Source organism: Coleofasciculus sp. G2-EDA-02 (assembly GCF_040226375.1).
GTDB lineage: Bacteria > Cyanobacteriota > Cyanobacteriia > Cyanobacteriales > Coleofasciculaceae > Coleofasciculus.
This window is the reverse complement of record NZ_JAVKEW010000141.1, coordinates 12,006-38,114: the sequence shown is the minus strand read 5'-3', so window position 1 is coordinate 38,114 and position 26,109 is coordinate 12,006. Positions and strand designations below refer to the sequence as shown.

The window sequence follows — 26,109 nt, the reverse complement described above, 5'->3', positions numbered from 1 at the left end:
TTGAATTAGAAAGGCTTACAAAACCAGTCCAACTGATGCAAACCCTATATTAGTGATAGCTTCCCTAAAAACATTGTTTTGAAAGCCTTGCCCCACAAAGTTTCCAAGAATAATCAGGTTTGCTTATCACCCTAGGTAAGGGAAAGCCGAATAATGTTTGTAGTTTTAACCCAAAGTGGTTGGTGAGACTTCAGCGCACTTTCGCTGAATTAGGCAAAGCATTATGATTGGCAAATAGCGGTTTTGATGCCGATTCACCGACACGTTTTAACTGACGAGTTAATTGCACAATTAATCCTGCGATTATCGCCCATTGACCCAATACAGTAAACAAGACTGTGAGGGAGGATGTCTGTTCTAAAATGATCCAAGGCGCACCAAATACTGACGCAAGCCATAATCCTGGCAATTGTACTCCTGAAGTGAATTTCGGTTGTATGACGGATAAAATAAATAAAGGTACAAAAATTGCCAGACTCAAGGTACTTCCCGCCCAAATCCACGGTTTTTTGCGTCGGATTATCAACATCAATTGAATGAGAAGGGCGTAGAAACCGATTAAATTAGCACAAAGTAACAATCCCGCGATCGCTTTCACTTTGCCATCAACACCGATGGGAAACAGCAGTAACCAAGGGAACCAGACAATTGCCGTAATCCCTAAATTCACCGCGATCGCGACGGATGAAGGACTCTTTTCACCCCAAAGCCAATCCTGCCATGATACTGGCACATTGTTAACAGTTGCATGTTGACGTTGGGATTGCCCATACCTTGCCCAATCCAGCAAAGCTTGTCGTTGCGGCGAAATCGCAAAAATAACTCCTAACAAGAAAAATAGGCTAAACAGAGAAATCCCAAACAAGTAACCAAATAGCTGTTCTTGGCGGGCTACAGACTGATGGGGAAGTGACCACAATAATCCCAATAGCCAAATCTGAACGCCTCCCACTAACCAGTAACTCTGTTGTTTACTTAACAGCGTGCCGTTGGGATTGCGGAACATACGATTAGTCGCTTGCCAAACCCCGTATACGCTAACGCTAATTGTGATTAGCGTCCACAACGTTAGCGGCAAAGGTTCATGACCCAGATTCCAAATAAACCAAGACCAATCCCCTAAATCTTTATAGACCAAATTTTGCCAATCAAAAGACCAATCTAATAAACCAGTGAACGTACTGCCCAACCAAACTCCAACTAAACTAGCCGCCAACCCTTGATAAGAGGCTTGAGTTAAACAAGAATTCAGCAATCCTAAATTATAGAACAACCGACAAGTGACCATCATTAGAGCATAAAAACTGATCGTCCAGGCTAAGGGTACACCTGCAGCAATTCCTGCACCCCAATGTAGAGGGACAGCCAAACTTAATCCTAAGTAAACTAATATTGGTACACCGAGCATTTTTCCCCATAAAATACTCTGGCTGGATTGGGGTGTGAGGCGAATAAAATTGAGCGTACCCCGCCGCTGTTCTTTCATCCAATCGGAAATCAGCAAGTAGACGCCGATAGAAAATAAAGACAAGGGTAGAATCAAATTTAGTGTTCTGAAAATCATCAGCCAGTCAAATTCCCAGACGAATTCGACACAGCGATTATTAACATTACTCGTACATTTTTGGCTAGAAAATGATAACAAAATTAACGTTTGAACGATTAAAGACGTTGCCACAACTATTAATCCGTTGCGGCGCTGCAAACGTCCTCTGAGTTCTCGCATCAACTGGGGATTCCAGTCCCCCAGTCGGTTGATCGGTGTAGAAAACATGGGAAATATCTCCAAATTAAATGTTCGTAGTTGCGCTGTCTTCGCCCTAAAAACTTGAGTCCTCACAACCAACACTGAAGTCATACTCTCAAGTTTAACGGGTTTTCTATCCGATCCCCGCCTTTTTCCAGAAGTTGGGGATCTAATTTCAAGTGTTATCTAACGACGAATTGAGGGATGTCCCGCTAATAACGCTTTAGTTGCTGACTCACCAGCTTTGCGTAATTGCCGTGTTAGCTGAAACGTTAATAGTCCAAAAATTATGCATTCAGCAAGGATTGCAAAACCGACAGTTGAGATAGCCGCATGTTCAATTCCTGCCCAAGGAAAGGAGGAAAATAGCCATAGAATAGGATTGTCGGAAGGTTCAATTCCCAATACAGCTAGCATAATCAGTGGCAAGCTAAGAACAGCCGCAATAGTACCCGTTGCCCACAGCGCCCGCTTAGGTATTTTCATCATTAACATTAGCTGTGCAAGGGTGGCACAAATTAGAGTAATGCAGATGAAGAAAGCAACGGCTAACAACCCTTGGAGTTTGTTGAATCCTGGCTCGTTACCCAGTGCAATCCAAAGCCCAAAAGGAATTGTCGCGATCACTAAATTAATCGCAATGGCAACAATAGCTGGACTCTTTTCTCCCCGAATTAAATCTTGAATAATTCCCCACTGTTTGCGATTTGTCCCTTGTTGCTGACGATAACGCGCCCAATCCTGTAACACTTGGCGATGAGAGGAAAGTGCTGTAATTAAACCCAGAAATAGCAAGGCATTGAAGCAGGCAATAACAACCAGATTGCCCGCCATTGAATTAAACATATAGGCAGACGGCTTGTCTTGTACGGCAAATCCTAACAGCAATACTTGAACACAAGCAACTAGCCAATAACTTTGTCGTTTACTCAGGATAGTCGCGTTGGGATTTTGAAAGCGTCGCTTCAGAGCTTGCCAAATCCAACCAGTCCATAAAGCGTAATTCACCAGGGCAAACCCGACGAGACTAAATCCGGCTAAACCCACAGGACTATGGAACCATTGCAATGTTTGTATTGGGTTTTCTGAAAAGAGAAAGGATCGATAATGAAGTTCGGTTTGATTATGATTATAAAGATAGGGCAAAACTACAGCCGGAGAAAACAGATTAATCCAGTCAACTGGACTGTTAGAGTTCCAATTGTTTTGTGCTATCAGTAAGAACGTAAAAACTGTGCCACCTCCCAACCATGATTGAAAGCCGTTTAACCAAGAACTCATTAACCCAAACAGCAGTGCTGCACTGTAGAAGCAGGCACAACCTGCTACCAAAACAGCATAGAAGCTGAAAATCTCTCCCAGGGGAATTTGGGCAGATACGCCTAACCCCAGATGCAAGGGAATTATCAGAATGGCGGCGAGATAGAGTAAGATAGGAACGCCTAAGAGTTTTCCTAATAAAATACTCTGGGCAGACTGGGGACTGACTCGAATAAAGTTAAGGGTGCCGCGACGTTCTTCTCCAGCTAAGTCAGCGATTAGCATATAAGTCCCCACAATGAGCAGAATGAATATGACAATTACACTCAAGTATCCAAACATTTGTCCATATTGATAGTGCCACCACAAGGGAATATCGAAGGCATCTTTTGGACATTGGTAACTTCTCTGTATATGGGCGATTTTTGCCTGAACGTCCGCTATACTGCCTTTGAGTTGATTAATTTTTTCCAAATCAAAGGATTCTGCACTGCTATAGCGAAAGAATTGGTCTTGAAGTAGACGATATTGTTTCTGTACTTGAGGCAGTTTGTTCTGATCTGCGAGGTAACTATCTCGTAGTTTACAGAATATTTCATCCCTGCCAAAGTAGGGGTAATTATCAGGAGCACTCAAGCGAGTGAATTGATTCAATCCATAGAGGAACATCCCTAGATAGCCAAGTACCGATGCACCAACCGCGATCGCGACATTCCGCCCCTTCAGCCTTCCTTTCAGTTCCCGCAAGAGTTGCGGGTTCCAGTCACCTAGTCTGTCTATTCCTTTGAGTAGCATGAGAACAGTCTCCTAAATTTGTTATTTGTCCTTAGTCATTTGTTATTCGTGAAAAAACCTTGGTCGGGGCGGGTTTAGTTACATCTGGGTGATGTCAAAAACGATAATAGTAAAACCCGCCCCTACAGTCTTGAAAACGTTTTAAGATACTTGCTGATGTCCTAGCTTTAAGAATATAGTTTCTAAGTCCTCTTGTGTACAGTGGAATTCAGTTAGAGGAATTCCCGCTTCAACTAGCGATCGCAACAACATCGCACTCTCTTCTGGATTCCCGGAAAAATCAACCTGTACCTGGTTTTTTCCCGGAATCCGTTCGATCTCTTGAACTAAGGGATAATTTTTCAGTTCAGCCGCCAATACGTCCATATCTCCTAAACTGGAGAGAATAATCTTTTGACGGCTAAAGCGGCGATAAAGTTCAGCTAAAGGCGCACTTTCCACAAGATAGCCGAGTTCCATAATCCCTACCGAGGTACAGAGTTCGGCTAAGTCACTCAAGACGTGGGATGAAATCAGAATCGTCATCCCCGCTTCTTGCAAGGTTTTGATAATTTCCCGAAACTGCATCCGGGCGATGGGATCTAATCCGGAAACGGGTTCATCAAGTAACAGTAGAATCGGTTCGTGAATAATTGTTCTCGCCAAACTTAGGCGCTGTTTCATCCCCCGCGATAGGGTAGCAATTAAGCTTTTGCGCTTACTGGTAAGCTGTACCAGTTCCAACACCTCCCGCAGGCGTTGGGTACGCCGGGGTTCTCGCAGGCGATAGAGTCGGGAAAAATAGTCAAGATAGTCCCAAACCGTTAAATCCTCGTAGACAGGGAAATCATCGGGGAGATAACCAATACGCTGCTTGAGTTTGGGGTTACTTTGATCCCGCAGCAAGCGATCGCCATTAATATAAATTTCACCCGTCGTCGGTTCCTCTGCGGCGGCTAACATACGGATTAGCGTAGTTTTTCCAGCGCCATTGGGACCTATCAATCCATAGACTTCACCCGCCGCGACTTGTAAATCGATATCGTTTACGGCGATATGTCGGTCAAATTGCTTAGTCAGTCCATGGGTGGAAATAGCTAGGTCTTGGGCTAAGAGTGTCGGGGATGGGAGAAATGTTCCTGCTTCCATAGTTTGTGCTGATGGGATCTAATGTCCGCCAGTTTAACCTCTGTGAAGCAGAGATATCTCTCATCCGGTGACACTTATGCACTTTGGATTGGGGAAGAGGTGATTGGAGAACAGGAAATGTGTTACATTTTGACAAACCTTCTCAGTAAAACCCGCCCCTACAATTGACCCTTCACCAGCTTCGAGGACATGCTTATGACCTTATCAACTGATATCGCGCCCAATATAAATAATATCTTGTTCCTCTTCTAGTTCGCTCTCAATTCTAGAACAGGAAAACGCCACCAGAATCTTTTCTCCTGTCTTAGTCTGACAAACAACCTCACTAGGGATCGTGCTACTTGGACAAGAGCCATTTTTGTATAAAACTAAATTCTTCAACTGCAGCTCGTCAATAATTAGGGATAAGGGTTTACCAATTAATTCCAAATCGCTATAACCAAACAAGCAATTAGCGGCTTTATTCACAATTTTTATGATCGTTGATTCATTGGTGACGAATAGAGCATCTCCCATATATTGAACAATTTTATCAAGGTATTGACTTGATGCTGCCCAAGCATCTAATAGTAAGCTTGTTTCATTCGATCGTTGAACTAATGTTTGTTCTAAAGTCATTCTGTCGGTGGTATTTTCACATAAAATAATCAACTTATTTCCTGCATTACAGTTTTCACTATCATTGATAATATACATATCAAAATAGAGAAGATTGCCTCGTCCAGTAAACCGTCCAATTCCTTTTAAATCAAAGTTTAACTGTTGCCCCTGAAGGATATTGATTAAAATCTCTTCCATCCCAACAATTTCAGGAAAGCTCAGACGGACATCCTTACCTCGACTCACATCCTGAGGACTATCAGCAAACTGAGCGATTTTATCGGATAGTTCTACTATATTGAATGATTCATCCACGGCTAAGTATTCTATATGCCGAGAAAGTAATAATTTTTGAAAAAGAGGATGCATTTAACTTTATACTGCCTCGTTGGACTAATATATTAAGATTTATTTTAGCCTTAAACAATCACTGATATCAAGTATAACTTTTTGTAAAGTATATAATTTAATAATAAAAATCATTGTCAAGTAATCAGGATGTACCGACTTCCCCTACTATAAATGACTTATTTATTCTTATATTTATTTGGCAAGAAGTAAATATCAACTTACCTCATTTAATGTATTTTGTTGTTACACAGCCAGCCATTTTGTAATACACCCGATTGCATCCACCTCATCCAACCATTCGCTGAGCCAGCTTTAAAAAAATATCATCAACATTTACCCCCGTTTTAGCCGATGTGGGATAGACAGCAACTATTCTATTCGGATAATTCAAGTGGCACTTTTCCATGAAGTCTTGCTGTTGTTCTTCAGTAAGAAGATCCGCTTTATTTAAGGCGACGATGCCAAATCCTTTGGGATTTACAGATAAAAATGCCTGTAAGTGATCAGAAACATGATCTATTGTAACTTGGCGACTGACATCAGCCACAATTACCGCACTGCTTGCTCCTTGCAGGTACATCGGCGTTACCGTTTTAAATTTAGTATTTCCCTCCAAATCCCAAATTAGCATTTGTACCTGGAGCGCGTTTTTGGGCATCGCGGCTTGCACGTCAACGGTTTTTCGGGAAATCTTTACACCAACGGTTGACAGATACTTATCGCTAAACTGCCGTTCCACAAAGCGACGAATCAAGCTGGTTTTACCCACACTAAAATCGCCCAGCATACATATTTTTTTAGAGATCAGGGAAGTCATCGTATTTTCTTAACTCCAATCGATAAAGAATCTAGTATATATGACTACCAATATTTGAGCGATATAAAATATTTCTTGAGTCATTAGTTATTTGTGTTTCTTATCACAGACTAGTTTACCAATGACTTATTTGATGTCCATTATTCCCTGTTAAGTGTTTTCTTTCGTCTATTAAATACTGGCATACACAGGAACTGCTGCACCGCGAACATCGTGCGCTGCAACTGAAGCTAAGAAACAGATCACCTGAGCTAGAGATTAGGGTTTCACCCACTGATTGGCGTTCTATTTCCCTATCCCTTGACGATTAGTCGCCTTGTCAATCACCCTAGTGCAGCGCGGCGGAAGTCCTTGAGCAGCTTTGTCTATGCTGTTAAAGCAGGGGGAGCAGGGGGAGCAGGGGGAGCAGGGGGAGCTGTTAACTGTTCAGTTATTTCTGCCTTCTTGCACTAGGAAGTACAATATTGGCGGTGATATTCGTACCTTTGGTTTCATCCGCGATCGCTTGAGTCAGGGCGACAGCTCCAGCTTTGGCAGCACAGTGGGATGCTAATTGTCCCACAGGTTACACAGCACCCCGCGATCCCACTGTGACAATTCGCCCATAATCCTGTTGCAGCATTTTTGCCAAACTATGCTTGCACAGCAAAAAGGTTGTATTGAGGAATATTGACAAACTTTTGGTTATTCCCCTTGTCCATGTCATGAATCTGAACGAGTGGGTATCTTCATTTCCCAAAGTACCGCGATTTTAGCAGCGATTAAACTGCCCAACATTCCATTCAAGCAAGAATTCAGCTTTACGATTCCTAAGATTGTTTTTCCAGTTCTGATTTCATGCGCTCTAAGGTCATTTGCATTTGATCAAACATTTGCTGAGGCGTGATGCCGAACTGACCGAGTTGGGTATTAAGTTGCTCAACTGTCATCTGAGCCATAAAATCCTCAGATAACTCGAAGCGCTTCATGAAAATTCTATAGCGCTCCATCATCGCTTCCATCTGATCAATGAAAATTTTCTTCCCTTCTCGGTCAAATTTGCCGTAGCTGCCTCCCAATTGGACAAGGGATTGATAATCTTCAAACAGTTGTTTAGCTTCTTGTTGGACTATCTCTGAATCAAAAAACCCCATAGCTCTTACCCGATCAACCGAGTGGGTTGTACTGCCGTTTCCAGTCATATTCTAGTGCAGTGTTGCACTTAAAGGAAACTTCGGTTATCCGTATTTAGGTGAGCAGGGGGAGCCGGGGTGTAGGGGCGGGTTTTACAGATAACATTTTACTACAAACCGATCACTTGACTCGCACCCGCCCTTGGGAGAGCATCTCAATATCATAGAAATAGGGTCATCCTCTTGCTGGATTAGTAACGGTGTCCTTTCGTCTGTTGTTAAAACCATTATGTTAAGCAAGCCGAAAAGTCGAAAAGTCGCTTCCTTACTAGCGTTTAGTGGGGTAGTGATACCTATTGCGGGACTCCATAAATTTTATCTGGGGCAACCTTGGTGGGGAATTTTTTATTTGTTGCTATCTTGGACACCAATCCCCAGAGTTGCGAGTGCCATTGAAGGAGTGTGGTATTTGTTGCAAAACTCGGAGCAATTCGACCAAAACTTTAATGGGGAGTTGATCTCAACCGGGGTATCAGCGCCAAGTAAAACCCCAGAGGTTGATCCGGCGCAAGTGGGTGCGATCGCGGATGCGCTGCGACAACTCGACAAGTTGCGTCAGGAGGGGTTGATGTCAGAATATGAGTTTGAGCAAAAGCGTCGCCAATTACTGGATCGTATCGCTTAAAAAGAAGATGGCACTGTTTGACTGGCTTTTATCGACGCAACGATTAAACCCAACCTGGCGCTCAATCCAAGGGCGGATTCAGAGCGATCCTTACTATCGGCTGCAATCGGCGCAAGACATTGAGGTGGCGGCGGCATTGGGAATTAAAATTGATGTCAATCAAGCTACAGTAGATGATTGGCTGAGATTACCGGGGATATCCATCCATCAAGCGCGATCGCTGGTTGAATTGGCAAGGAGTGGTGTACAGTTTTGCTGTTTGGAGGATATTGCGGCGGCGTTAAGTATCCCTGTCGGGCGGTTGCAGCCGTTACAACCGATTCTCAGCTTTTGTTACTATGATGCCGAAAGTCCAGCAACACCTGTGCCGATTCATGCTAATACAGCATCCGTGGAACAACTTAGCCGAATTCCCGGAGTTGATTTGTTTTTAGCAACAGCGATCGTGCAAAATCGGCAAGAGATGGGCAACTATCGGAATTTAGCCGACTTGCAGCGACGCCTTGCCCTTCCCCCGGAACTGATATCTGAGATAATGTACTATCTGCGGTTTTGATCGGAAAAAACAAATGCCCTGGTTCGTCAAGATAGAAGAAGGCATCGTCGATAAACCGACGTTTGACCAACATATTCCGGCGCATAAAGCCTATGTTCAAGACTTGATTGACAAAGGACACAAAGCCAAAACAGGTTACTGGGCTGAGCGAGGGGGCGGAATGCTCCTGTTTGAGGCGAGTTCAACAAAAGAGGCACAGGCGATCGTTGAGCAAGATCCGTTAGTGGCAAATCACTGTGTTAGATACCAGCTTCACGAATGGCGGATTATTGCTGAATGAAAAAATATCTCCGTCAACTGATCAATGGGGTTTAAAGATGTTATGCTAGTAACTGACTCGGATTCATGCAATCCCAACGCTCAAACCTTGTCAGAACCGGAAGGTAGCAGCAATACGAGATGCTTGGGATAGGCGTGAACTCCGGGTCTTCTCATACCTGGCTCTACGGTGACGCATTATTTTTTATCGGTAATCTCCAGTTAACTTAAGTCCCAAGACTGCTCGCAGTGAGTTTTAATTTAATTTTTTCTCGCCATAGTTCCACGCCTTACGTCTCTACCGGCTCCCCCTACTCCCCTATCCCTTGCCCTATTGAGTTGAATCCTGACACCTAGGTGTAAACAAGGCAGAGCGCTAATCTCGCTATACTGCCAAATGATACCCTTATTTATTGGTTTAAGTTTCCTGGAGGCAGATCTATGACATCCTATGCAACCTCTTCTGCCAAAGCCGAGATGAGTGAACTTCGGCGTCTGAAAACCTTACTCCCCCCAGAATTGCAAAGCTGGGTCATGGTGGAAGGAACGACGGAGGTGAATCCTCCTTTGTTACGCACCGAAGAAATCGGTAGCGATGAAGTAGAGGTTCAAATTGATTTAGTGAAATGGGAACAGTTTGCCCTTGACCAGCGCAATCTCCTATTTTGGCACGAAGTTGCCCGAATTCAGAATGATACCATCCCCAAAGAAGGTTGGGAAATGGCAGCCCTAGCCATTGGTTTGGGAGGGGCTGTTGGGGAACTTTGGGTACAAGATGGATTGCTGCTCCTGTTGGCACTAGCCCTCTGTGGTGTTTCTGGGTGGAGACTCTATCAGAAAAACAACGGCGAGAAAACCCTCAAGGCAGAAATTGAGGCAGACGAAAAAGCGATCGCCCTAGCTACTCGCTTTGGTTACACTCTTCCCAACGCCTACAAGAGTCTAGGCAGTGCCTTAAAAACATTAGTTGAAGTTACACCCAGTCGTCGTCAACGTCGCCGCTACGAAACTCGCCTAGCCGCCCTGAAAAAAAGTGCTGCTAAAGCCAAAGCCGAAGCGAAAAGCAAAGGAGAACCCAAACTCTAAAGCTGACCGATCATCTTATGGGTTTGGGGGACAACGCGCACGATCCCGATATGGCGCTTCATCAACGCTTGCCATTCTAAAACCTGAGTAGGCATTGGCGGAATCATTGATCCATGATGGGGTGTAGCTAGGGGCGTTACCGGTTGTAGAAACACAGGGATACTGGGGTTACAGGCTGCAACCAATTCGGCGGCTAACTCCAGTTCGGCTGCGTTCGTGGCTTGAGCAATAATCAGCTTCACAAAAACTTCGACATCTGCATCACCACAAAGCTGTAGAAACTGACGATGGGCTTGCCAACACTCTTCCCCACTTACACTCGGCAGCTTCATATCCATGCCGATACAATCTAAATAGGGTAAGATCTGGGCTAGTTGCTCCGGACGATGTCCACCGGTTTCCAAGTATATGGGTAACCCAGTTCGGTGTCGCACCACTGGCAAGAACTCTCTTAAAAAGGGAGCCTGCAACAAGGGTTCGCCACCTGTTAAGCTAATGCTTTCATGGAGTCCTGGATAATTTTGCCGCTCAACCCATGCCAGTAACTGATCGCCGGTTACAGGGTTAGGATGAGCTTCAAAATCCCGATATCCAGGGGTTTGCTCCACGTAAGACAAACCGGGAGCTGTCCAGGTATTCTGACTATCGCAAAAATGGCAGCGCAAATCACACATTGCCAAACGGATGAATAATTGGCGGGTACCAACATTTAGTCCTTCACCTTGAATGGCAGAGAACAGTTCAATGAGCCGTGCGGTGAGTCCAGTCTTAGCTGACATTTTTTAACATTAATCGGTAAGTTCAAGTGAGTTTTTGGTTAAGTTGGCAATTGTACGACACAATATTGGTCAGAAACACAGGTGAATACCAACAATACAGGTCGTTATGAGTGACTCTATGTCCGAAGCGGATTTTAAAGTAATACTATTGCATGAAACTCCCGTTATGCAACTTCCGGCTCGCCTGAGTGTGCTTGAAGCTGTGGCTTTCAAAGAAACCTGCCAGCGCATTTTGCACAACCACCCCCTCCCGCAAAAAATTATTTTAGACTTTCGTCAAACAACCTTTATCGATAGCTGTGGGATTGGGGCGTTGGTGAACAATTACAAAAATGCGACCAGTAAGGATGTGGAACTGGTACTTACCAATGTTGGCACTCCGGTTATAGCCATTTTGAAAATGGTAGGACTCGATCAAATTCTAACAGTGGAGCTGCTGCCTGAACCAACTAAGTTAACAGCATTACCACCCACTCACCCTTCAACCCACTCTTGGATCAAACGCGGACTCGATATTGTCGGAGCAATCGTTGGTTTAGGAATTACCGCGCTAGCCTTTATTCCCATTGCTATTGCCATCAAACTTGATACGCCAGGTCCCATCCTATTCAGTCAGACCCGTAAGGGGTGGATGGGCAAAGAATTTCGGATCTGGAAGTTCCGCTCTATGTATATCGGTAGTCAAGATATCAGTAAGGGCAAGATTAGAGTTAAACCTTTGGATGAAAATGCCCCTGATCCGAGAGTGACACGAGTGGGTCGGTTTTTACGGAAAACTAGTCTTGACGAACTGCCTCAATTTGTCAATGTCTTGAAAGGGGAAATGAGTTTGGTCGGGACTCGACCCCCTACACCGGATGAAGTAGACTACTATGATGTACCAGAATGGCAGCGTTTAGATGTCAAACCTGGTATGACGGGGGAGTGGCAGGTCAATGGGCGAAATCAAATCCACGATTTTAAGGACATCATTGACTTAGATTTACGCTACCAGCATAACTGGAGCTTGATGTATGATGTCAAATTAATTATCAAAACAATTTTAGTTGTGTTTTCTAAAAATAGTGGCGCGGCTTAGAGGGGCAATCGATTGATGCACAAGGACAAACCCCTTAAACAATCGCATCTCAAGGTAGCCACAGACATCAATGCTGTTGCTGAAATTCTCACCTGGTTTGATCGGTTAGCTTCCCGCCAATTTCCTCACCAATTTTGTGTGGATTGTCAAGTGGTACTAGACGAAGCCTTTGCCAACGCGGTTCACCACGCTCATCGCCACTTACCCCGAACCACCCCGATTGAGCTGGAACTGAAGATATTTACTGACCGCTTGGAGATGCGGATTTGGGATCACGGAGAACCGTTTGATTTGATCTCTAAGCTGGAGGCTTTACACCACAAAGGCTGTAACCTTTTAGAGGAAACAGGCAGAGGATTAATTTTGATGGAGCGATTCACGGATGAACTATCTTACCAACGCCTATCTGACCAGCGCAATTGTTTGTATATGGGAAAAAGACTCGTACCGGTGAGCCAACAGCCGTGATCGGGACTATGGAGCGTGAAAGCACAAAATGTTCAACCTAACCCAAAAGTTGGGTTACTCTTTGAGAAGGCTGACGCTCCTTACGTCGCTATCGCTGCGCGTCACGCCTAGGTACCTCAACCCAACCGACAAAGTTGAGATGCACCCCCGTGATCCGCCTCCATGAATCTGTGAAATCTGTGAATTTCTCCAGTCTACAGGCTGATTGCACTTATTTGTACCATGCTGCATTCTGATAAAGGCAACTACAATAGGTAGATTCTACAATGATGGTGTTTCTGATGCTGTTAAGCCGTGGAACCTGCCCTGAACACCAGGTTGAATATTCCCACTGATAGGCACTCGGCTAGTTTGGCGAAAAAATTAGTCCCAACTGGGTTCTTTCCCACTTGCTTTCCTAAAATTTATGAGAATTCTGATTTATTCCTACAACTATTTTCCTGAACCTATTGGCATTGCCCCACTGATGACCGAACTTGCTGAGGGGTTAGTGAAACGAGGACATCAGGTTCGGGTAGTTACAGGTATGCCTTGGTATCCTCAAAAAGAAGTCTATGAAGAATACCGAGGAAAATTATACTGCACAGAGGTGATCAAAGGCGTAGCTATTCAACGCAGTTATGTCTGGATTCGCCCCGAACCCAGTTTAATTGACCGATTGTTATTGGAAGTTAGCTTTGTGGCGACGAGTTTTGTCCATGCTCTAAAGGGACGGCGACCCGATATAATTTTCCTGACGGCACCACCCCTACCGGTTGCTGTACCAGCAGCACTTTTAGGATGGCTACACCGTGTTCCAGTGGTTCTCAATCTTCAGGATATTTTACCAGATGCTGCTGTACACTTGGAAATTCTTACCAATCCCAAGTTGATTCGCATCTTTTCTATTTTGGAAAAATTTGCCTACCGGACAGCGACAAAAATCAGTGTTATTGCTGATGGGTTTATTAAAAATTTGCGACATAAGGGAGTCAATGAAAGCAAAATTGAGCTGATTCCGAATTGGGTGAATGTTGATTTCATCAAACCTTTACCTAAAGAACCGAATGCATTTCGTCAAGAGCATGGACTCAATGGGAAGTTTGTGGTCATGTATTCCGGCAATATAGCGCTCAGTCAAGGCATAGAAACTGTTATTCAGGCTTCTGTTCGCCTGCGTCATATTCCCGATATTGCCATTGTAATTGTGGGAGAAGAGAAAGCTCTAGAGAGATTGCAGCAAGAAGAAGCGAGGGCGCTGGTAGAATGGCAAGTTGAGATCCAGGAGAAAGCGCGATCGCAGGGGAAAGCACAAGCCAAAGCCTTGCAACAACTACAGCTTTACAAACAAACCTGTAAAGCAACCAATGTACTATTGCTACCGTTTCAACCTCGCGAACAACTCCCGGAAATGCTAGCCGCAGCCGATGTGGGTTTGGTACTGCAAAAGCAAAACGTTATTGACTTTAATATGCCTTCAAAAATTCCTGTATTGATGGCAAGCGGTCGCGCCATCTTAGCTTCGGTTCCAGCCGGGGGAACAGCCGCCAGTGCCATCCACAGGAGTGGCGGTGGCATTATCGTCGAACCCGAAAATCCCAAAACTTTAGCCGCCCAAATTTTGGATCTGTATCTCCATCCGGAAAAAGTCAAAGCTTTGGGTGACAAAGGCAGAAAGTATGCCGAAGAAACTTATGCCTTTGACCGAGCGCTTGAGCGCTATGAACAACTATTTGCTTCCCTTCAGAAGCCTTAAGTTGACATTCCTACATTATAAAATAGGGTCAATGCCTATGGATAGAGTCAATCTTAACCTTAAGGAGTTTTGTGAGCAAATGCGGGATCAGGTTTTAACCTGGCTAGAGGATAATGTTCCCACAACCCGGATGCAGCATATTCTGAGGGTTGAGCAGATGTCTGTGGAATTAGCTCGGCATTATCATTTAAATGTGGAGCAAGCCGCTCAAGCCGGATTGATGCATGACCTGGCTAAATACTTCAAGCCAGAGCGACTCTTGCTAATGGCGAGGGAGGGAGGTATCGATATAGATCCTATCTGTGCCGCGACTCCTCATCTGTTACATGCTGATGTCAGTGCTATCGTGGCTAAAGAGCACTTCGGTGTACAAGAAGACGCTGTACTCGAAGCGATCGCGCTGCACACTTTAGGAAACCCAAGGATGAGTGACATTAGCTGCGTTGTGTTTTTAGCCGATAGTCTCGAACCCGGTCGTGGTCATACACCGGAGTTGGAGAATTTGCGAAAAATTGCTCGAGTCGATCTGCACAAAGCTGTTTGGCTAACATCTGACTACTGTGTTAAACACCTGCTCAATACCAGTCGCCTGATTCATCCCCGCATGATCTTAACTCGGAACTGGGCGGTGCAACGCTTTAGCCAAAAACCACAATTGACTCAGTAGGTCGATGGCAATAAACCGGATAATGTTACGTTTTATAAAAAATCCTCAAATTCTAACAAATGACAAAGGACAAATGACAAAAGACAATTTTCAACGATCATCTACTTTATTTGTCAATGAAAATCAAGACCAAAAAACTAACCCGGATCTGGCATTAACCATTGCTCAAGCGGCAGACGATCGCAAAGGCGATAACATTGTCATCCTCCGCGTGGCAGATATTTCCTATATTGCTGATTATTTTGTGATTGTAACTGGCTTTTCGCGAGTCCAGGTGAGGGCAATTTCTCAGTGGATTGAAGATCAAGTGGAAACGACTTGGCAACGGCGTCCTCTACGAACCGAAGGACAAGCCGATGGCAGCTGGCTGCTTCAGGATTACGGTGAGGTGATCGTTCACATTATGCTGCCTCAGGAACGGGAGTTCTATAATCTAGAAGCATTTTGGGGTCACGCTGAACATGTTGAATTTAACTCGCAACAATCGTAACCTGAACAAAAACTATGAGGGAATCGTCCGTTTCTTTCTGTCCAGTACCGACAGAACAACAACCGATTCATGAGTATCAACAGTTAAAAGATTCTTGGTTTTTCCGTTGGGCGAAGCTAGAACTGGGGGATTATGCACTCAAGCTGGCTTGGGTTTGGGGCTGGAGCTGGTTGATCGCAGGTCCAGTTGCTGCTGCTAGCTTTGCGCCGCACCAGCATCTGGTACAGTTTATTTTGGCAGGTGGCGCAGGTGCTGGCTTGTTTGTGATATTGGTGTTACTGCGACTGTACTTAGGTTGGTCTTACGTGCGCGATCGCTTATCTGAAGAAACCATCGGTTATGAAGAGTCTGGCTGGTATGATGGTCAAACCTGGACGAAGCCGCCAGAAATCTTAAGTCGCGATCGCCTGATCGTCTCCTATCAAGTTCAGCCCATTTTGCAACGCCTGCAACGAACATTGGGTATTATCGCTATCCTTGTCGTCAGTGGCAGCTTGCTATGGAATCTTTCTTGATATTTATGATTATTCTATTTTCCGCCCATGATATAGTCTCTAAGCATGACAAGGGTAAAACGTAATCAAGCACCAGCGATCGAAGTCCGTTTACTACGGGAAGGCATAGCCGAATCCACCCACCACGCTCAAGCGGTTCTCTGTGATGAGCGCGGGCGTGTGCTATCTGTAGCGGGCAATTCAGAAACATCAACCTTTATTCGTTCGGCACTCAAACCGTTTCAGGCTCTGGCAGTTACCACAACGGGAACCCTGGAACGATATAATCTCAACGACCGAGACTTGGCAATTATCTGTAGTTCCCACCAAGGTAATTTGGAACAGATACGTCAAGTTTTTAAGATTCTTTGGCGCTGCGATGTTGACCCGTCAGCGTTGCAATGTCCGATTCCACCAGGTAAGCAAAGTGCCTTAGAATACAACTGCTCTGGTAAACATGCCGGTCTGCTTGCCGTCTGTCGCCAACGCAATTGGTCTGTTGATAGTTATTTACAATACAATCACCCAGTTCAACGACTCGTTTTGAGCAAAGTTGCGGAATTGATGCGGATGCCACCGGAAGAGTTGATTTTGGCACACGATGACTGTGGGGCACCGACTTATTTTTTGCAACTCGGTCAAATCGCTACCCTCTATGCTCAACTCGCTTCCGGTGACAATTTGGCGATGGAGCGCATTGTTCGGGCGATGACCCATCATCCTAACTTAGTGGCAGGAGAAGGGGCATTTGATACAGAATTAATGCGATTGACTCAAGGGGAAGTGGTGAGTAAAGCCGGATCAGAAGGAGTTCAATGTATAGGTCGTGTGGGTGAAGGACTGGGTATGGCGATTAAAGTCATTGATGGAGCCAAACGCGCCAAATATGCGGTAGCGATTCAACTGTTGAAGCAAATGGGTTGGATTAGCCCCTCCGTAGCGGAAAGTTTGGCAGAAACTTTTATGCATTTCGGTCAGTTTAAGCGTCTAGAGGTGATTGGTGAACTCTCGATGAGTCTTTGAAATGGGTCATTGGTCATTGGTTATTTGTCATTTGTCCTTGGTTTGCTCTTTTGCACCTCCGCTTTTTTGCTCGGAGTTGCCACATTTAGGAAATAGGTGTTATGCTAGGTAAAGCGACGCGGGATAGAGCAGTCTGGTAGCTCGTCGGGCTCATAACCCGAAGGTCGGTGGTTCAAATCCGCCTCCCGCCACCAAATCAAAAGGTAAGCCCTGTAAACTCAACAGTCTACAGGGCTTGTATATATTGATGGTGGTTTCTAGCTCCTAAGTTCACCCTTAGATCAGGGCGCACGTCGATGCTATCCTACAGTTTTTCAGGCGATCGCACAACGAATTCTGCCCCAAATTCAGCATGAACCCTCCCAACCCCAACCCATCGCCCAAGTCGAAATTGTCGTCGATAACCGCGATGGCAAACTCTATCCTGGGGCGACAGGTTATGCCAAAATCTACTCAGAACGGATTCCCCTGTACCAACGTTTAGGGCGAGAATTAATGGGGTTAGTTCCCCTAGAGCGATTCCTTTGGGGAGCGTCAAAACCCTGAAGCTAATGGCGAAATCATATTATATTGAATGAGCAATCACCTGCCTATCACTCACAATCCCTTGAACCGTTGCATGATAGGCAGGCATGAGATCAAGTACCAGGTTATAAAAGGAGCGAATCGGGGGGATTTGCAGTCGATCTTGTGTCGTTACTAACACCACTTGTCGGCTCAACGTTTGTTTCGGGGGTGATCCATTTTCAGCAGGAGTAGCCGCAATCGGGCGCACCGCTAGGGTGGGATCGCCTTGGGCTTCTACCAGGGCAGATCGGGGGAGCAGTGAAATTAATCTGCCCTGACGCACAACTCCCCGAAAAGCATCCAGGGAATTTAATTCTAAGCTAGCGTTGAGGGTGCCGCCTTGCCGGGAAAACAGATCTTGTACCAATCGCTGCATCCCATAGCCATCTTTAAATACCACATGGGGATAGCAAGTCAGAGCATCCCAAGGTACTAGGGCATATTTGGTTAACGGATGATCGGCTGCCATTAAGACTTCGATAGGTTCATCATATAATTGCTCCGTCACCATTTCGGCGCTGGTGGTTAAATAGCGGTTATTCATCACAATCGCTAAATCGACTAAGCCATCTTTGAGAACTTTCAGGGCGCGATCGCTCCCTAATGCCGTCACCCGAAGTTGCACGTTGGGATAATCCTGACAAAAACGTTGTAACACGGGCGGTAAGTAATGGGCGCAGACGGAGTGAATCGCGGCGACACAGAGTTCGGGTTGTTTTCCGTCTAACAAGTCAGTTAATTCTTGGGTGGCGGTTTTCCATTCATTGCAGATTTTACGGGCGCGAAGCAAAAAGCGATCGCCTCCTAGGGTTAATGTCGCCCGAGCAGTTCGATGGAGCAAGGGCAGCCCGAGTTCTGCTTCCAACGATTGAATTTGGCGGCTGATCGTCGATTGGGTAACGCCGCATTCACGAGCGGCTTGTTGAAAGCTGCCTGTCTCAGCAACGGCTAAAAAAGCTTGTAACTGCTCTAGACGCATGATGGCGTAGCGGAGATATATTAACGTGAGATTAGCTTAATGGATATTTAATCTCAACTTAGTAATTCTTGATACGGCATTGACATTCTCTCGCCAGAGACGAGGGATTCTTTTTTCAGCCAGAAGCCTTAGAGTATTCAAATGTACTCGTATGAGTTTAGGTAAGTGTTGAAATCCCGCCAGGGAAAAACCAGGAAATCCAAGTTGTGAAGCTTGGAAGCCCACACCAAATCAAAAATTCTGGTGTGGGAGGATGTCACCAGAACAGTAGGATGGGCATTGCCTACCCTACTGTTTAAACACTGTCCGTCACACTACTAAAATTAAACGCCTTAACCCGTACCCCTGGCGTCAACCGACCACCAAAACGCTGTACTGTACTCAGAGCATCAACATCCCTTAACATGTCCGGCAGACTTTGGTTAAATCGCAGATTTTTAATCGGATAAGCAATTTTCCCCTCTTCAATCCAGAATGTACCATCACGGGTCATGCCTGTAACCTCTAAGGTACGCGGATTAACATAGCGCACATACCAAGCGCGATTAACTAGAATTCCCCGTTCAGTTTGAGCAATCAAATCGCTCAGGCTTTGCTCAGATCCAGACATAACGATGGGAAACAATGATCCTGTAGGTTCTTTCCCCTGCTGTTGCGCCCAATAGCGACTATAGGATAACGTTTGAGGCACTCCATCCTGAATAATCTCCAGGTAGTGATTGCTCAACCCATCACCAAAAAAGGTTCCTTTCTGCAACAATGGATGAGCGGGATGGCGTTGCACTTGTACCAAGGGATTAAATAGGGGTTCACCAATGCGGTTACCCCCAGGTTGACCCCTGTCATCGGTGCGAGACATAAATGATCGCCCTTCATCGGCGGATCGCGCATCTAAATTGAAGATTACCCAGGGGAGTAAATCCGCAAAAGCCGCATTGTCAAAGATGACAGGGTAAACACCCGGTGGAATTTCATGGGGACTACGTGCGGCAAAAGCACGCTCAATCAAGGGTTCTATCAGGGTATCCAGGGGTAAGTGATCGATCGCAAACGCTGTGCGCTGACTCCAACTCGATCCATCCTCAATTCGAGCCGTAAAGCTCAACTCTGCCTCTGTTGTGCGATCGCATGCGCGTAATCCCAGGGAGTTCCCCACGGCTTGAGCAAAGGCTTGAGTACTCAGCCTTCCAGAGCCTTCCACTCCCGCTTTCGCACTTTTAGCACAGATTTGTTGTACCATTTCTCCCCGTACTAAGGGGGATAAGGTGGCTGTGGCTTCATCAAAAGCAGGAACACGCGACTCATAGACTTGGGGTTCGAGTAAGGGCACCCACTCTGGATCTTCTGGCGCAATTCGAGCTAATTCTTCTGAGCGATGGATCGTATCTTTAATCGCATCGGGTAAAAATTCTGTGGTGGAAGCCGAGGCGCTGCGTTTACCGAAGTAACTGGTAACGGTGAGGGTAAAATTATGGCGGCTGATATTCTGGCTAATTTGATTTTCCGAGAAGCGGCTGAGAGCAGATTCACTGGAACTAACGCTGACGAATACCCCTTCGGCTTGGGATTGCTGAATCACCGAATCCACTAGGGATAAAGCTTGGTCTTCACTGACTAATGTGGGGGCTGTAGCTAGGCTCACGGCGGTTTACTCTAGGGGTAGGGTGGGCATAGAGACATAATTTTTGATCAAATCTTTAAATTATCATAATTTGCCCAGAGGCGTAGGGTGGGTAAAACGTAACGTTCTGTTCCCGGTTCCCTACTCTCAACCGTTTACTTTAATTTGTCTGACGACTTCGCCAACTATGACTAACCCGCCCGATCCGTCTCCGTCTAATCCAGCAATCGAGTCAACCAACGGTAATCCTGAGTTAATCCCATCCCAGGATACTGATGATGTGTCTGCTGTGTCTCAGACTCAAATCCCTGATCGACAAAATACTAACACTAAGGCATTGGCTGATCCATCCATTGTCACCCTCAGCGCGATCGCGGTTTTGATTGTTGGCTTAGTTTTGGATAACAACTGGGTGATTCTCGCCGGTGTCATTGTCACGTTACTCCTCTCTGTGTCGGTGATTTGGTCACCTTTACAGCAATGGTTCCAGAAGTCTCTCTCTCAAGGGCAGCGATCGCAACTGACTGCTGTTTGTGGTGTGATCGCCGCAATGGTTGGGATTGCGGCTCTAACCGGCTTTACCAAGGCGTTTGATTCGGTGGGTTCTTTAGCGGAATGGATTGGTGCTTTAGGGCAAATTATGATTGCTATTCTCGCCGTATATATTGCTTGGCGACAGTATGTTATTTCTAAAGATCTCACCATTCAGCAAAATACAATTACCCAACAGCAAACCATTGATGCCTACTTTCAGGGTATTTGTGACCTCGCTTTAGACGATGAAGGATTGCTAGAAGATTGGCCCCAAGAACGGGCGTTTTGTGAGGGACGAACCGCCGCCATTCTCAATAGTATAGACGCTGGCGGCAAAGCGAAAGTCTTGCGGTTTTTGTCTCAATCCAAATTACTGACACCTTTAAAACGCGATCGCCACTTGGGACGTCCTATCCTAGATGGTTATGGAGGGTATCAAGAAGAGCGGGCTTATGGCGTGCGGGTTATTGCTCTAAATGTTATGTTAGCCGGGGCTGATTTGGCAGGTACGGATCTGCGTTGGACAGAATTAAGTGAAGCCAATATGGTTCAAGCCAATCTCAGCCATTGTGACCTAGCCGGAGCGAATTTGTCTCGCACGATTCTCTATAAAGCGAATTTATCCGGTTCTGATCTCCAGGGAGTGCGCCTGTTCTATGGATCACTAGAAACCGCCAGTCCCCGCAGTCGTACTGAACCGCCTGATTATCGCACTGGCGTGCATACGGGTGCTGTGGTTGAGGGAGCGAATTTTACTGGGGTGCAACGGTTAGGGGAACAACAACGCCACTACTGCTGTTCCTGGTGTGGTGAACAGTCTCGCCGGACGATTCCAGGGGGGTGTGATGGGATTGCGAATAAATTAGGGCGTTGAGATTCTCCCTGGAGTTTAGACGACAACCATTAATCCAGCATTGCTTTAAAAAACATGGAGCAATGAGAAACAATCGAGTAAAATATATCATGAAATTTAGATTAATCGCCTTGGCAATGCTCGGCGCTTTACCGCTGTTTTTATCAATGGATAATTAATAATTGATAATTGATAATTGATAATTGATTAATTGGGTCTAATACCTCTTCGTTTACGAAGAAATTAAAAAATATTTTCCTTAAATTCAATCCTCTTCTTTTAAGGAGAGGTCATTATCCATTGTTCATTATCCATTGTCAATTTGTGAACTCTATCGTTTTCCGCAGAAGCCAACGAACCGAACCAACCGTGTCAAGCTTATTTAGATACCAGCCATGGAATTGACGCCGAGGAAAATAACTGTCCGATAACCGTGGGGGACTTTTCAATTCGGGGAACCTTTTCTAACTCAAATTGGCGGGTTTCTTTTTGGGCATGGGAACCCGCTTATTATATTCTCTACGTTGAAAAACAGCAGGATGGTACTACGATTAACCTAACAGGTTTCGAGGTTACGGGTACGACAAGCCGCCCCCAATACCGATTCACCAATCCCGATCGGGATGTTACCTATCTTGTAACTTTCCGATATTCAGATCCTGACACGATACGATTGGAAATTTATCAAAACAATCGGTTAATCGCCAATGAATTGCTCCCACGCGAATCGGGGGAACTCATCGGAGGACCTTGATGGAAATTGAGCGATCGCGATTGTTGTTTCACTTTACGAGATCCGCTGATCTCCACTTGCACAAGTTCTGACTTGAATTCCTGCGGAATTTTCCTACAAAAAGTTTGCGGTGGTTACATTTTCATCCATCGCCTGCTGCTAGAACATTTTGCCAGGGATGAAACGTGAGAGTTGAATCCAGTTAAAACGATTCCTGAGTCAGGTTTGACGTTTTCTATGGTACATCAGAACTAGATTAAGTTTGGTTGAGAAAAGTATTCTATTGTCAGGAATTGGGGGTGCTTCTGTTGAGTGTAGGTTAAGGTAAAAAAATTGATTGGCGATCGCTTGTATGAAGGGCTTCCTTAGATTACTCTGGACTAGCTTCTGTTTCACCCCTCTCTGGATTCCTGCTGCTATAGCACAAAAGCAGATTCCATTACTCCCAAAACCCGATGCTGTTCCTGAATATCACCCCTCCGTGGGAAGTTCTCTTCAAGCGCAGACGCCAGACTCTCCCCCGTCTACCACTCCAGATTTAACGACGCCAGAAATTAAACCTCGCTGGGGAATTGGTTACAGTACTTCCGGTGCGGGATACGATGGTTTTACCCGCTTGGACAGTTTTCTCCCACTGCTACAAAATCCCGGTAGTACGCTGACGTTTTTAGAGGGACAATTGCAGTTAGATAATAGTGCAAATCTCGGTGGTAATCTGTTATTGGGACACCGCTTTTATCATCAGTCCCTGAATCGGATTTTTGGCGGTTATTTAGGTTTTGACAGTCGGAATACAGGAAATAATACATTCCATCAGTTAGGCGTGGGGTTAGAAACCTTGGGAGAGGTTTGGGATGTGCGCCTCAATGGTTATTTTCCTCTGGGTGATAGTCGTGATTTAGTGGATGAAACTGTATTTGATACTGGATTTCAACTGACAGATCGTTTCTTTGAGGATCATTTTTTAGTAGTTCAGGGACAACGACAACGGGGACAAGTGCGCCAATTTGAAGCAGCAATGACAGGGTTTGATCTGGAGGTGGGTGCAAGATTGGCGAAATGGGGTCAAGGGGGAGGATTACGAGGGTATGGTGGACTTTATTATTATGACGCAACTGGAAGTGATTCGAGTCTGGGTTGGCGAATGCGATTGGAAGTTCAACCCACGGATACTCTAAATTTTGGTGTGGCGGTGCAAGATGATCAGATATTTGGGACAAATGTAATTGTTAGTGTGGGGGCGATTTTCGGGAAAACTCGTTCCCAAGCAGATACTGGTATTTTATCCCGTTTGGGGGATGGCGTAGGGCGTAATTCGAGTATCACGGTTGATAGTCAAACGGAATCAGATTTTTCCAGCGAAGAAATTATTACCACCGCAACGAATCCCCAAACCGGTGAACCTTATGTGTTTCAGCATGTTAATTTAGGCGCGAATGGGGGAAATGGTACGGTTGAAACGCCTTTTGATACCCTAGATTCAGCGCTGGCGGCGACGCGATCGCAGGGGAATGATATTGTTTATGTACAACAGGGGACGAATCCGGGTATTCCTGCATTTACTATTCCTGATCAGGTACAAGTTCTATCCACAGGACCTATTCAGCAACTGGATACGGTGGAATTTGGTAGCGTACAACTTCCATTATCCGGTGCTGGTGTTCTTCCTCTGGTAACGGATACGGTAATGTTGGGAAATAATACGGTGTTATCGGGATTTGCAATAACTGGGGTAACTAATCCAGGAATTGTGGCGAGGAATATTTCAAATGGGGAAGTTCGAGACAGTATAATTAATAGTTCTAGTCAAGCTGGGGTTTTACTGGAAAATACTGGAGGTTCTATTTCATTTACCAATAGTACGATCGCGGGAAATGGGGTTCCTAGCTTAATTGTCACATCGGTGAATGATGTAGCGATCGCGAATACCACTCTCACCAGTACCAATTCGGCTACTCAAGGGATTTCTCTGGACACAGTTAGGGGAAGTTTCGATATCAGTGATAGCATAATTACGATTACGAATCCTACCAGTAATGGTATCCTCGCCACGAATATCCAAGGAAGCGCTACGATTTTAGCCAATCAAGGAAGTCAGATTACCACAGAGGGGAATCAAGCCGGAATTTACCTAACTGAAAGTACAGGTGAGATTAATTTATCCGGTGTAACCGTTTCAAGTACAGAGGGTGCGGTTGTGGAAGTGAGTAATATTAATAATGGCGCGATCGCGAATACCACTCTCACCAGTACCAATTCGGCTACTCAAGGGATTTCTCTGGACACAGTTAGGGGAAGTTTCGATATCAGTGATAGCATAATTACGATTACGAATCCCAGCAGTAATGGTATCCTCGCCACGAATATTCAAGGAAGCGCTAGGATTTCAGCAAATACAGGAAGTCAGATTACCACAACAACAGCTAACGCGGGAATCTTACTCGCTGAAAGTCCAGGAACAATCAATTTAATAGGATTAGAGGTAAATAGTACTAATGGTGCTGCTTTAGTCGGAACTACTATTAATAATGCCACAATTTCAGATAGCACCCTTACCAGTATCAATTCATCAACAAATGGTATCTCTATTAACGGGATTAGTGGTACAGTTGATATTAGCAATAGTACGATCACGATTACTGATCCAGTCGATAACATTAACGGCATATCCGTTGGTAATATCACAGGAACAGTGAATATAGCCGCCAATGAGGGAAGCCAGATTACTCAGGCAAATCGGGGGATTGAACTCTTAGAGTCTACAGGCGCGATCGCGATTTCTGGATTTGAAATTCGGGATACCCAGAATAGTGGCATTTCCGGAACCAATCTCGGTAATGTTACCCTGGCAAATAACCGCATTGAAGCGGCAACCAATCGAGGAATTGTTCTACAAAACGTGAATGGCGAAGTCAGCATTACCGGAAATATTATCTTAAACACAATTGGGAATAATATTCAGATGCCTACGGGTCAAGGTATTCTTCTCAACAATGTCACCGGAAATGTTGAAGTTAGTATGAATACAATCTCTGGCACAATGGGTTTTTCTCGTGTACTTCCAATTCCATCAAGTGGACAAGGTATTGTGATCAATAGTGATGCAGGTTCTGTGAATATAAGTATTTTAAATAATCAACTTTTTAATAATTATGAAGATGCTATTCTGTTTGGTTTCGGGCTGTCACCCCTCAGTAATCCTATCATAAATTTGACAATTGTGGAAAATACAATAGAAAATAATGGTGGCACTAGTCCCATCCGAGGTGACGGCATTGGCATTGGTATTGAAGGTAGTGCAATCTTAGAAAATCTGACAATTTCCGGAAATACAATTAGGAATAATGGTGATGAAGGAATCGACATTCGCCTTGGCTCATTGAATCTTCCATTGTTTGTAAATTCCACGGCACAAATCCAAGAAGCAATTATTGAAAACAATACCATTGAAAATAATGCCCAACAAGGTATTAACTTAGAATTATCTGATAACACAAAAGTTTTTACCAATATCTTATCAAATATTCTCATGAATTTTTCTACTGATGTCATAGTCACAAGAAATAACAATAGTGAGATTTGCTTGTATCTCAGCGAAAATAGTAATAATTACACCTTTACTTTAAATGGAATAACACCGAATAATTCTCCTTGTTTTTAAGTTATTTTTATTAAGGGTGTTTGACGGGACAG

Annotated in this window: 24 protein-coding genes, 1 tRNA gene, 1 other RNA gene and 2 pseudogenes; 16 read left to right on the top strand and 12 right to left on the bottom strand. The window is 44.9% G+C overall.

Features of this window, described 5'->3' with window-relative positions; genetic code table 11:
- Positions 1 to 190: 190 nt before the first annotated feature.
- The 8 genes and pseudogenes from RLO19_RS16810 to RLO19_RS16775 all read right to left on the bottom strand — a co-directional run bounded on the left by RLO19_RS16810 (position 191) and on the right by RLO19_RS16775 (position 7,831).
- Positions 191 to 1,774: a hypothetical protein gene (locus tag RLO19_RS16810; RefSeq protein WP_446358181.1), complete on the bottom strand. Its 1,584-nt coding sequence runs from the start codon at positions 1,772 to 1,774 to the stop codon at positions 191 to 193.
- A gap of 159 nt (positions 1,775 to 1,933) precedes the next feature.
- Positions 1,934 to 3,802, bottom strand: coding sequence for an ABC transporter permease (locus RLO19_RS16805; RefSeq protein ID WP_446358179.1), 1,869 nt, complete (start codon positions 3,800 to 3,802; stop codon positions 1,934 to 1,936).
- Positions 3,803 to 3,943: 141 nt separating this feature from the next.
- Complete coding sequence (locus RLO19_RS16800) at positions 3,944 to 4,930, bottom strand: ABC transporter ATP-binding protein (protein ID WP_446358177.1); 987 nt, start codon at positions 4,928 to 4,930, stop codon at positions 3,944 to 3,946.
- Positions 4,931 to 5,134: 204 nt separating this feature from the next.
- Positions 5,135 to 5,899 carry a PAS domain-containing protein gene (locus tag RLO19_RS16795; protein ID WP_446358175.1) on the bottom strand — a complete coding sequence of 255 codons (765 nt, stop codon included), beginning with the start codon at positions 5,897 to 5,899 and terminating at the stop codon, positions 5,135 to 5,137.
- A 268-nt stretch (positions 5,900 to 6,167) separates the two neighbouring features.
- A complete protein-coding gene (locus RLO19_RS16790) occupies positions 6,168 to 6,698 on the bottom strand; it encodes a Rab family GTPase (protein WP_446358173.1) in 531 nt (176 codons plus the stop codon).
- A gap of 171 nt (positions 6,699 to 6,869) precedes the next feature.
- Positions 6,870 to 7,025, bottom strand: a pseudogene (locus RLO19_RS16785) (3-oxoacyl-[acyl-carrier-protein] reductase); the annotation flags it as partial.
- Positions 7,026 to 7,146: 121 nt separating this feature from the next.
- Positions 7,147 to 7,365, bottom strand: a pseudogene (locus RLO19_RS16780) (SDR family NAD(P)-dependent oxidoreductase); the annotation flags it as partial.
- 142 nt (positions 7,366 to 7,507) lie between these two features.
- The gene (locus tag RLO19_RS16775; RefSeq protein ID WP_446336326.1) at positions 7,508 to 7,831 is read right to left on the bottom strand and encodes a DUF1825 family protein; all 324 of its coding nucleotides are present in this window, start codon (positions 7,829 to 7,831) and stop codon (positions 7,508 to 7,510) included.
- A 268-nt stretch (positions 7,832 to 8,099) separates the two neighbouring features.
- Here RLO19_RS16775 and RLO19_RS16770 point away from each other — a divergent pair, with 268 nt between their 5' ends.
- The 5 genes from RLO19_RS16770 to RLO19_RS16750 all read left to right on the top strand — a co-directional run bounded on the left by RLO19_RS16770 (position 8,100) and on the right by RLO19_RS16750 (position 10,395).
- Positions 8,100 to 8,495, top strand: coding sequence for an NINE protein (locus RLO19_RS16770; protein ID WP_446358171.1), 396 nt, complete (start codon positions 8,100 to 8,102; stop codon positions 8,493 to 8,495).
- 7 nt (positions 8,496 to 8,502) lie between these two features.
- On the top strand, positions 8,503 to 9,051 hold the full coding sequence (locus tag RLO19_RS16765; RefSeq protein WP_446358169.1) for a helix-hairpin-helix domain-containing protein: 549 nt from the start codon (positions 8,503 to 8,505) through the stop codon (positions 9,049 to 9,051).
- A 13-nt stretch (positions 9,052 to 9,064) separates the two neighbouring features.
- Positions 9,065 to 9,331, top strand: a complete 267-nt coding sequence (locus RLO19_RS16760; RefSeq protein WP_446358167.1) for a YciI family protein — start codon at positions 9,065 to 9,067, stop codon at positions 9,329 to 9,331.
- A gap of 54 nt (positions 9,332 to 9,385) precedes the next feature.
- Positions 9,386 to 9,482: signal recognition particle sRNA small type (ffs, locus tag RLO19_RS16755), an RNA gene on the top strand.
- Between the two features lie 268 nt (positions 9,483 to 9,750).
- Positions 9,751 to 10,395 (top strand): DUF3318 domain-containing protein, encoded by a 645-nt coding sequence (locus RLO19_RS16750; protein ID WP_446358165.1) that lies wholly within the window; start codon positions 9,751 to 9,753, stop codon positions 10,393 to 10,395.
- On the opposite strand, the gene RLO19_RS16745 is transcribed toward RLO19_RS16750, so the two are convergent.
- Positions 10,392 to 11,174, bottom strand: a complete 783-nt coding sequence (locus tag RLO19_RS16745; RefSeq protein ID WP_446358163.1) for a 7-carboxy-7-deazaguanine synthase QueE — start codon at positions 11,172 to 11,174, stop codon at positions 10,392 to 10,394. The genes RLO19_RS16750 and RLO19_RS16745 overlap by 4 nt on opposite strands.
- A 106-nt stretch (positions 11,175 to 11,280) precedes the next feature.
- Between RLO19_RS16745 and RLO19_RS16740 the strand changes: the two genes are divergently transcribed.
- The 8 genes from RLO19_RS16740 (at position 11,281) to RLO19_RS16705 (ending at position 17,323) form a co-directional block, all read left to right on the top strand.
- Positions 11,281 to 12,252 (top strand): sugar transferase, encoded by a 972-nt coding sequence (locus tag RLO19_RS16740; RefSeq protein ID WP_446358161.1) that lies wholly within the window; start codon positions 11,281 to 11,283, stop codon positions 12,250 to 12,252.
- 15 nt (positions 12,253 to 12,267) lie between these two features.
- Positions 12,268 to 12,720 (top strand): ATP-binding protein, encoded by a 453-nt coding sequence (locus RLO19_RS16735; RefSeq protein WP_446358160.1) that lies wholly within the window; start codon positions 12,268 to 12,270, stop codon positions 12,718 to 12,720.
- Positions 12,721 to 13,126: 406 nt separating this feature from the next.
- Entirely contained in the window at positions 13,127 to 14,455 is a 1,329-nt protein-coding gene (locus RLO19_RS16730; protein WP_446358158.1) for a glycosyltransferase family 4 protein, read from the top strand.
- A gap of 79 nt (positions 14,456 to 14,534) precedes the next feature.
- Positions 14,535 to 15,122: a bis(5'-nucleosyl)-tetraphosphatase (symmetrical) YqeK gene (yqeK, locus tag RLO19_RS16725; protein WP_446358202.1), complete on the top strand. Its 588-nt coding sequence runs from the start codon at positions 14,535 to 14,537 to the stop codon at positions 15,120 to 15,122.
- A 73-nt stretch (positions 15,123 to 15,195) separates the two neighbouring features.
- The gene (gene rsfS, locus RLO19_RS16720; protein WP_446336303.1) at positions 15,196 to 15,612 is read left to right on the top strand and encodes a ribosome silencing factor; all 417 of its coding nucleotides are present in this window, start codon (positions 15,196 to 15,198) and stop codon (positions 15,610 to 15,612) included.
- 14 nt (positions 15,613 to 15,626) lie between these two features.
- Positions 15,627 to 16,127, top strand: coding sequence for a CGLD27 family protein (locus RLO19_RS16715; protein ID WP_446358156.1), 501 nt, complete (start codon positions 15,627 to 15,629; stop codon positions 16,125 to 16,127).
- A gap of 45 nt (positions 16,128 to 16,172) precedes the next feature.
- Entirely contained in the window at positions 16,173 to 17,129 is a 957-nt protein-coding gene (locus RLO19_RS16710) for an asparaginase (protein WP_446358154.1), read from the top strand.
- Between the two features lie 117 nt (positions 17,130 to 17,246).
- Positions 17,247 to 17,323, top strand: a tRNA-Met gene (locus RLO19_RS16705).
- A gap of 110 nt (positions 17,324 to 17,433) precedes the next feature.
- On the opposite strand, the gene RLO19_RS16700 is transcribed toward RLO19_RS16705, so the two are convergent.
- The 3 genes from RLO19_RS16700 to RLO19_RS16690 form a co-directional block, all read right to left on the bottom strand.
- Positions 17,434 to 17,667: a hypothetical protein gene (locus RLO19_RS16700; RefSeq protein ID WP_446336306.1), complete on the bottom strand. Its 234-nt coding sequence runs from the start codon at positions 17,665 to 17,667 to the stop codon at positions 17,434 to 17,436.
- A 27-nt stretch (positions 17,668 to 17,694) separates the two neighbouring features.
- Positions 17,695 to 18,675 carry a LysR family transcriptional regulator gene (locus tag RLO19_RS16695; RefSeq protein WP_446358152.1) on the bottom strand — a complete coding sequence of 327 codons (981 nt, stop codon included), beginning with the start codon at positions 18,673 to 18,675 and terminating at the stop codon, positions 17,695 to 17,697.
- 295 nt (positions 18,676 to 18,970) lie between these two features.
- Complete coding sequence (locus tag RLO19_RS16690; RefSeq protein WP_446358150.1) at positions 18,971 to 20,317, bottom strand: TldD/PmbA family protein; 1,347 nt, start codon at positions 20,315 to 20,317, stop codon at positions 18,971 to 18,973.
- Between the two features lie 166 nt (positions 20,318 to 20,483).
- On the opposite strand from RLO19_RS16690, the gene RLO19_RS16685 reads away from it, so the two are divergent.
- The 3 genes from RLO19_RS16685 (at position 20,484) to RLO19_RS16675 (ending at position 26,077) form a co-directional block, all read left to right on the top strand.
- A complete protein-coding gene (locus RLO19_RS16685) occupies positions 20,484 to 21,704 on the top strand; it encodes a pentapeptide repeat-containing protein (RefSeq protein WP_446358148.1) in 1,221 nt (406 codons plus the stop codon).
- Positions 21,705 to 22,116: 412 nt separating this feature from the next.
- On the top strand, positions 22,117 to 22,437 hold the full coding sequence (locus RLO19_RS16680) for a hypothetical protein (protein ID WP_446358146.1): 321 nt from the start codon (positions 22,117 to 22,119) through the stop codon (positions 22,435 to 22,437).
- 331 nt (positions 22,438 to 22,768) lie between these two features.
- Positions 22,769 to 26,077 carry a right-handed parallel beta-helix repeat-containing protein gene (locus RLO19_RS16675; RefSeq protein ID WP_446358144.1) on the top strand — a complete coding sequence of 1,103 codons (3,309 nt, stop codon included), beginning with the start codon at positions 22,769 to 22,771 and terminating at the stop codon, positions 26,075 to 26,077.
- The last annotated feature ends 32 nt before the right edge of the window (positions 26,078 to 26,109 follow it).

Excerpts from the sequence above, each read along its gene's own strand:
- RLO19_RS16810 (WP_446358181.1), bottom strand. The coding sequence starts at position 1,774 with ATGTTTTCTACACCGATCAACCGACTGGGGGACTGGAATCCCCAGTTG.
- RLO19_RS16805 (WP_446358179.1), bottom strand. The coding sequence starts at position 3,802 with ATGCTACTCAAAGGAATAGACAGACTAGGTGACTGGAACCCGCAACTC.
- RLO19_RS16800 (WP_446358177.1), bottom strand. The coding sequence starts at position 4,930 with ATGGAAGCAGGAACATTTCTCCCATCCCCGACACTCTTAGCCCAAGAC.
- RLO19_RS16795 (WP_446358175.1), bottom strand. The coding sequence starts at position 5,899 with ATGCATCCTCTTTTTCAAAAATTATTACTTTCTCGGCATATAGAATAC.
- RLO19_RS16790 (WP_446358173.1), bottom strand. The coding sequence starts at position 6,698 with ATGACTTCCCTGATCTCTAAAAAAATATGTATGCTGGGCGATTTTAGT.
- RLO19_RS16775 (WP_446336326.1), bottom strand. The coding sequence starts at position 7,831 with ATGGGGTTTTTTGATTCAGAGATAGTCCAACAAGAAGCTAAACAACTG.
- RLO19_RS16770 (WP_446358171.1), top strand. The coding sequence starts at position 8,100 with ATGTTAAGCAAGCCGAAAAGTCGAAAAGTCGCTTCCTTACTAGCGTTT.
- RLO19_RS16765 (WP_446358169.1), top strand. The coding sequence starts at position 8,503 with ATGGCACTGTTTGACTGGCTTTTATCGACGCAACGATTAAACCCAACC.
- RLO19_RS16760 (WP_446358167.1), top strand. The coding sequence starts at position 9,065 with ATGCCCTGGTTCGTCAAGATAGAAGAAGGCATCGTCGATAAACCGACG.
- RLO19_RS16750 (WP_446358165.1), top strand. The coding sequence starts at position 9,751 with ATGACATCCTATGCAACCTCTTCTGCCAAAGCCGAGATGAGTGAACTT.
- RLO19_RS16745 (WP_446358163.1), bottom strand. The coding sequence starts at position 11,174 with ATGTCAGCTAAGACTGGACTCACCGCACGGCTCATTGAACTGTTCTCT.
- RLO19_RS16740 (WP_446358161.1), top strand. The coding sequence starts at position 11,281 with ATGAGTGACTCTATGTCCGAAGCGGATTTTAAAGTAATACTATTGCAT.
- RLO19_RS16735 (WP_446358160.1), top strand. The coding sequence starts at position 12,268 with ATGCACAAGGACAAACCCCTTAAACAATCGCATCTCAAGGTAGCCACA.
- RLO19_RS16730 (WP_446358158.1), top strand. The coding sequence starts at position 13,127 with ATGAGAATTCTGATTTATTCCTACAACTATTTTCCTGAACCTATTGGC.
- yqeK (WP_446358202.1), top strand. The coding sequence starts at position 14,535 with ATGCGGGATCAGGTTTTAACCTGGCTAGAGGATAATGTTCCCACAACC.
- rsfS (WP_446336303.1), top strand. The coding sequence starts at position 15,196 with ATGACAAAAGACAATTTTCAACGATCATCTACTTTATTTGTCAATGAA.
- RLO19_RS16715 (WP_446358156.1), top strand. The coding sequence starts at position 15,627 with ATGAGGGAATCGTCCGTTTCTTTCTGTCCAGTACCGACAGAACAACAA.
- RLO19_RS16710 (WP_446358154.1), top strand. The coding sequence starts at position 16,173 with ATGACAAGGGTAAAACGTAATCAAGCACCAGCGATCGAAGTCCGTTTA.
- RLO19_RS16695 (WP_446358152.1), bottom strand. The coding sequence starts at position 18,675 with ATGCGTCTAGAGCAGTTACAAGCTTTTTTAGCCGTTGCTGAGACAGGC.
- RLO19_RS16685 (WP_446358148.1), top strand. The coding sequence starts at position 20,484 with ATGACTAACCCGCCCGATCCGTCTCCGTCTAATCCAGCAATCGAGTCA.
- RLO19_RS16675 (WP_446358144.1), top strand. The coding sequence starts at position 22,769 with ATGAAGGGCTTCCTTAGATTACTCTGGACTAGCTTCTGTTTCACCCCT.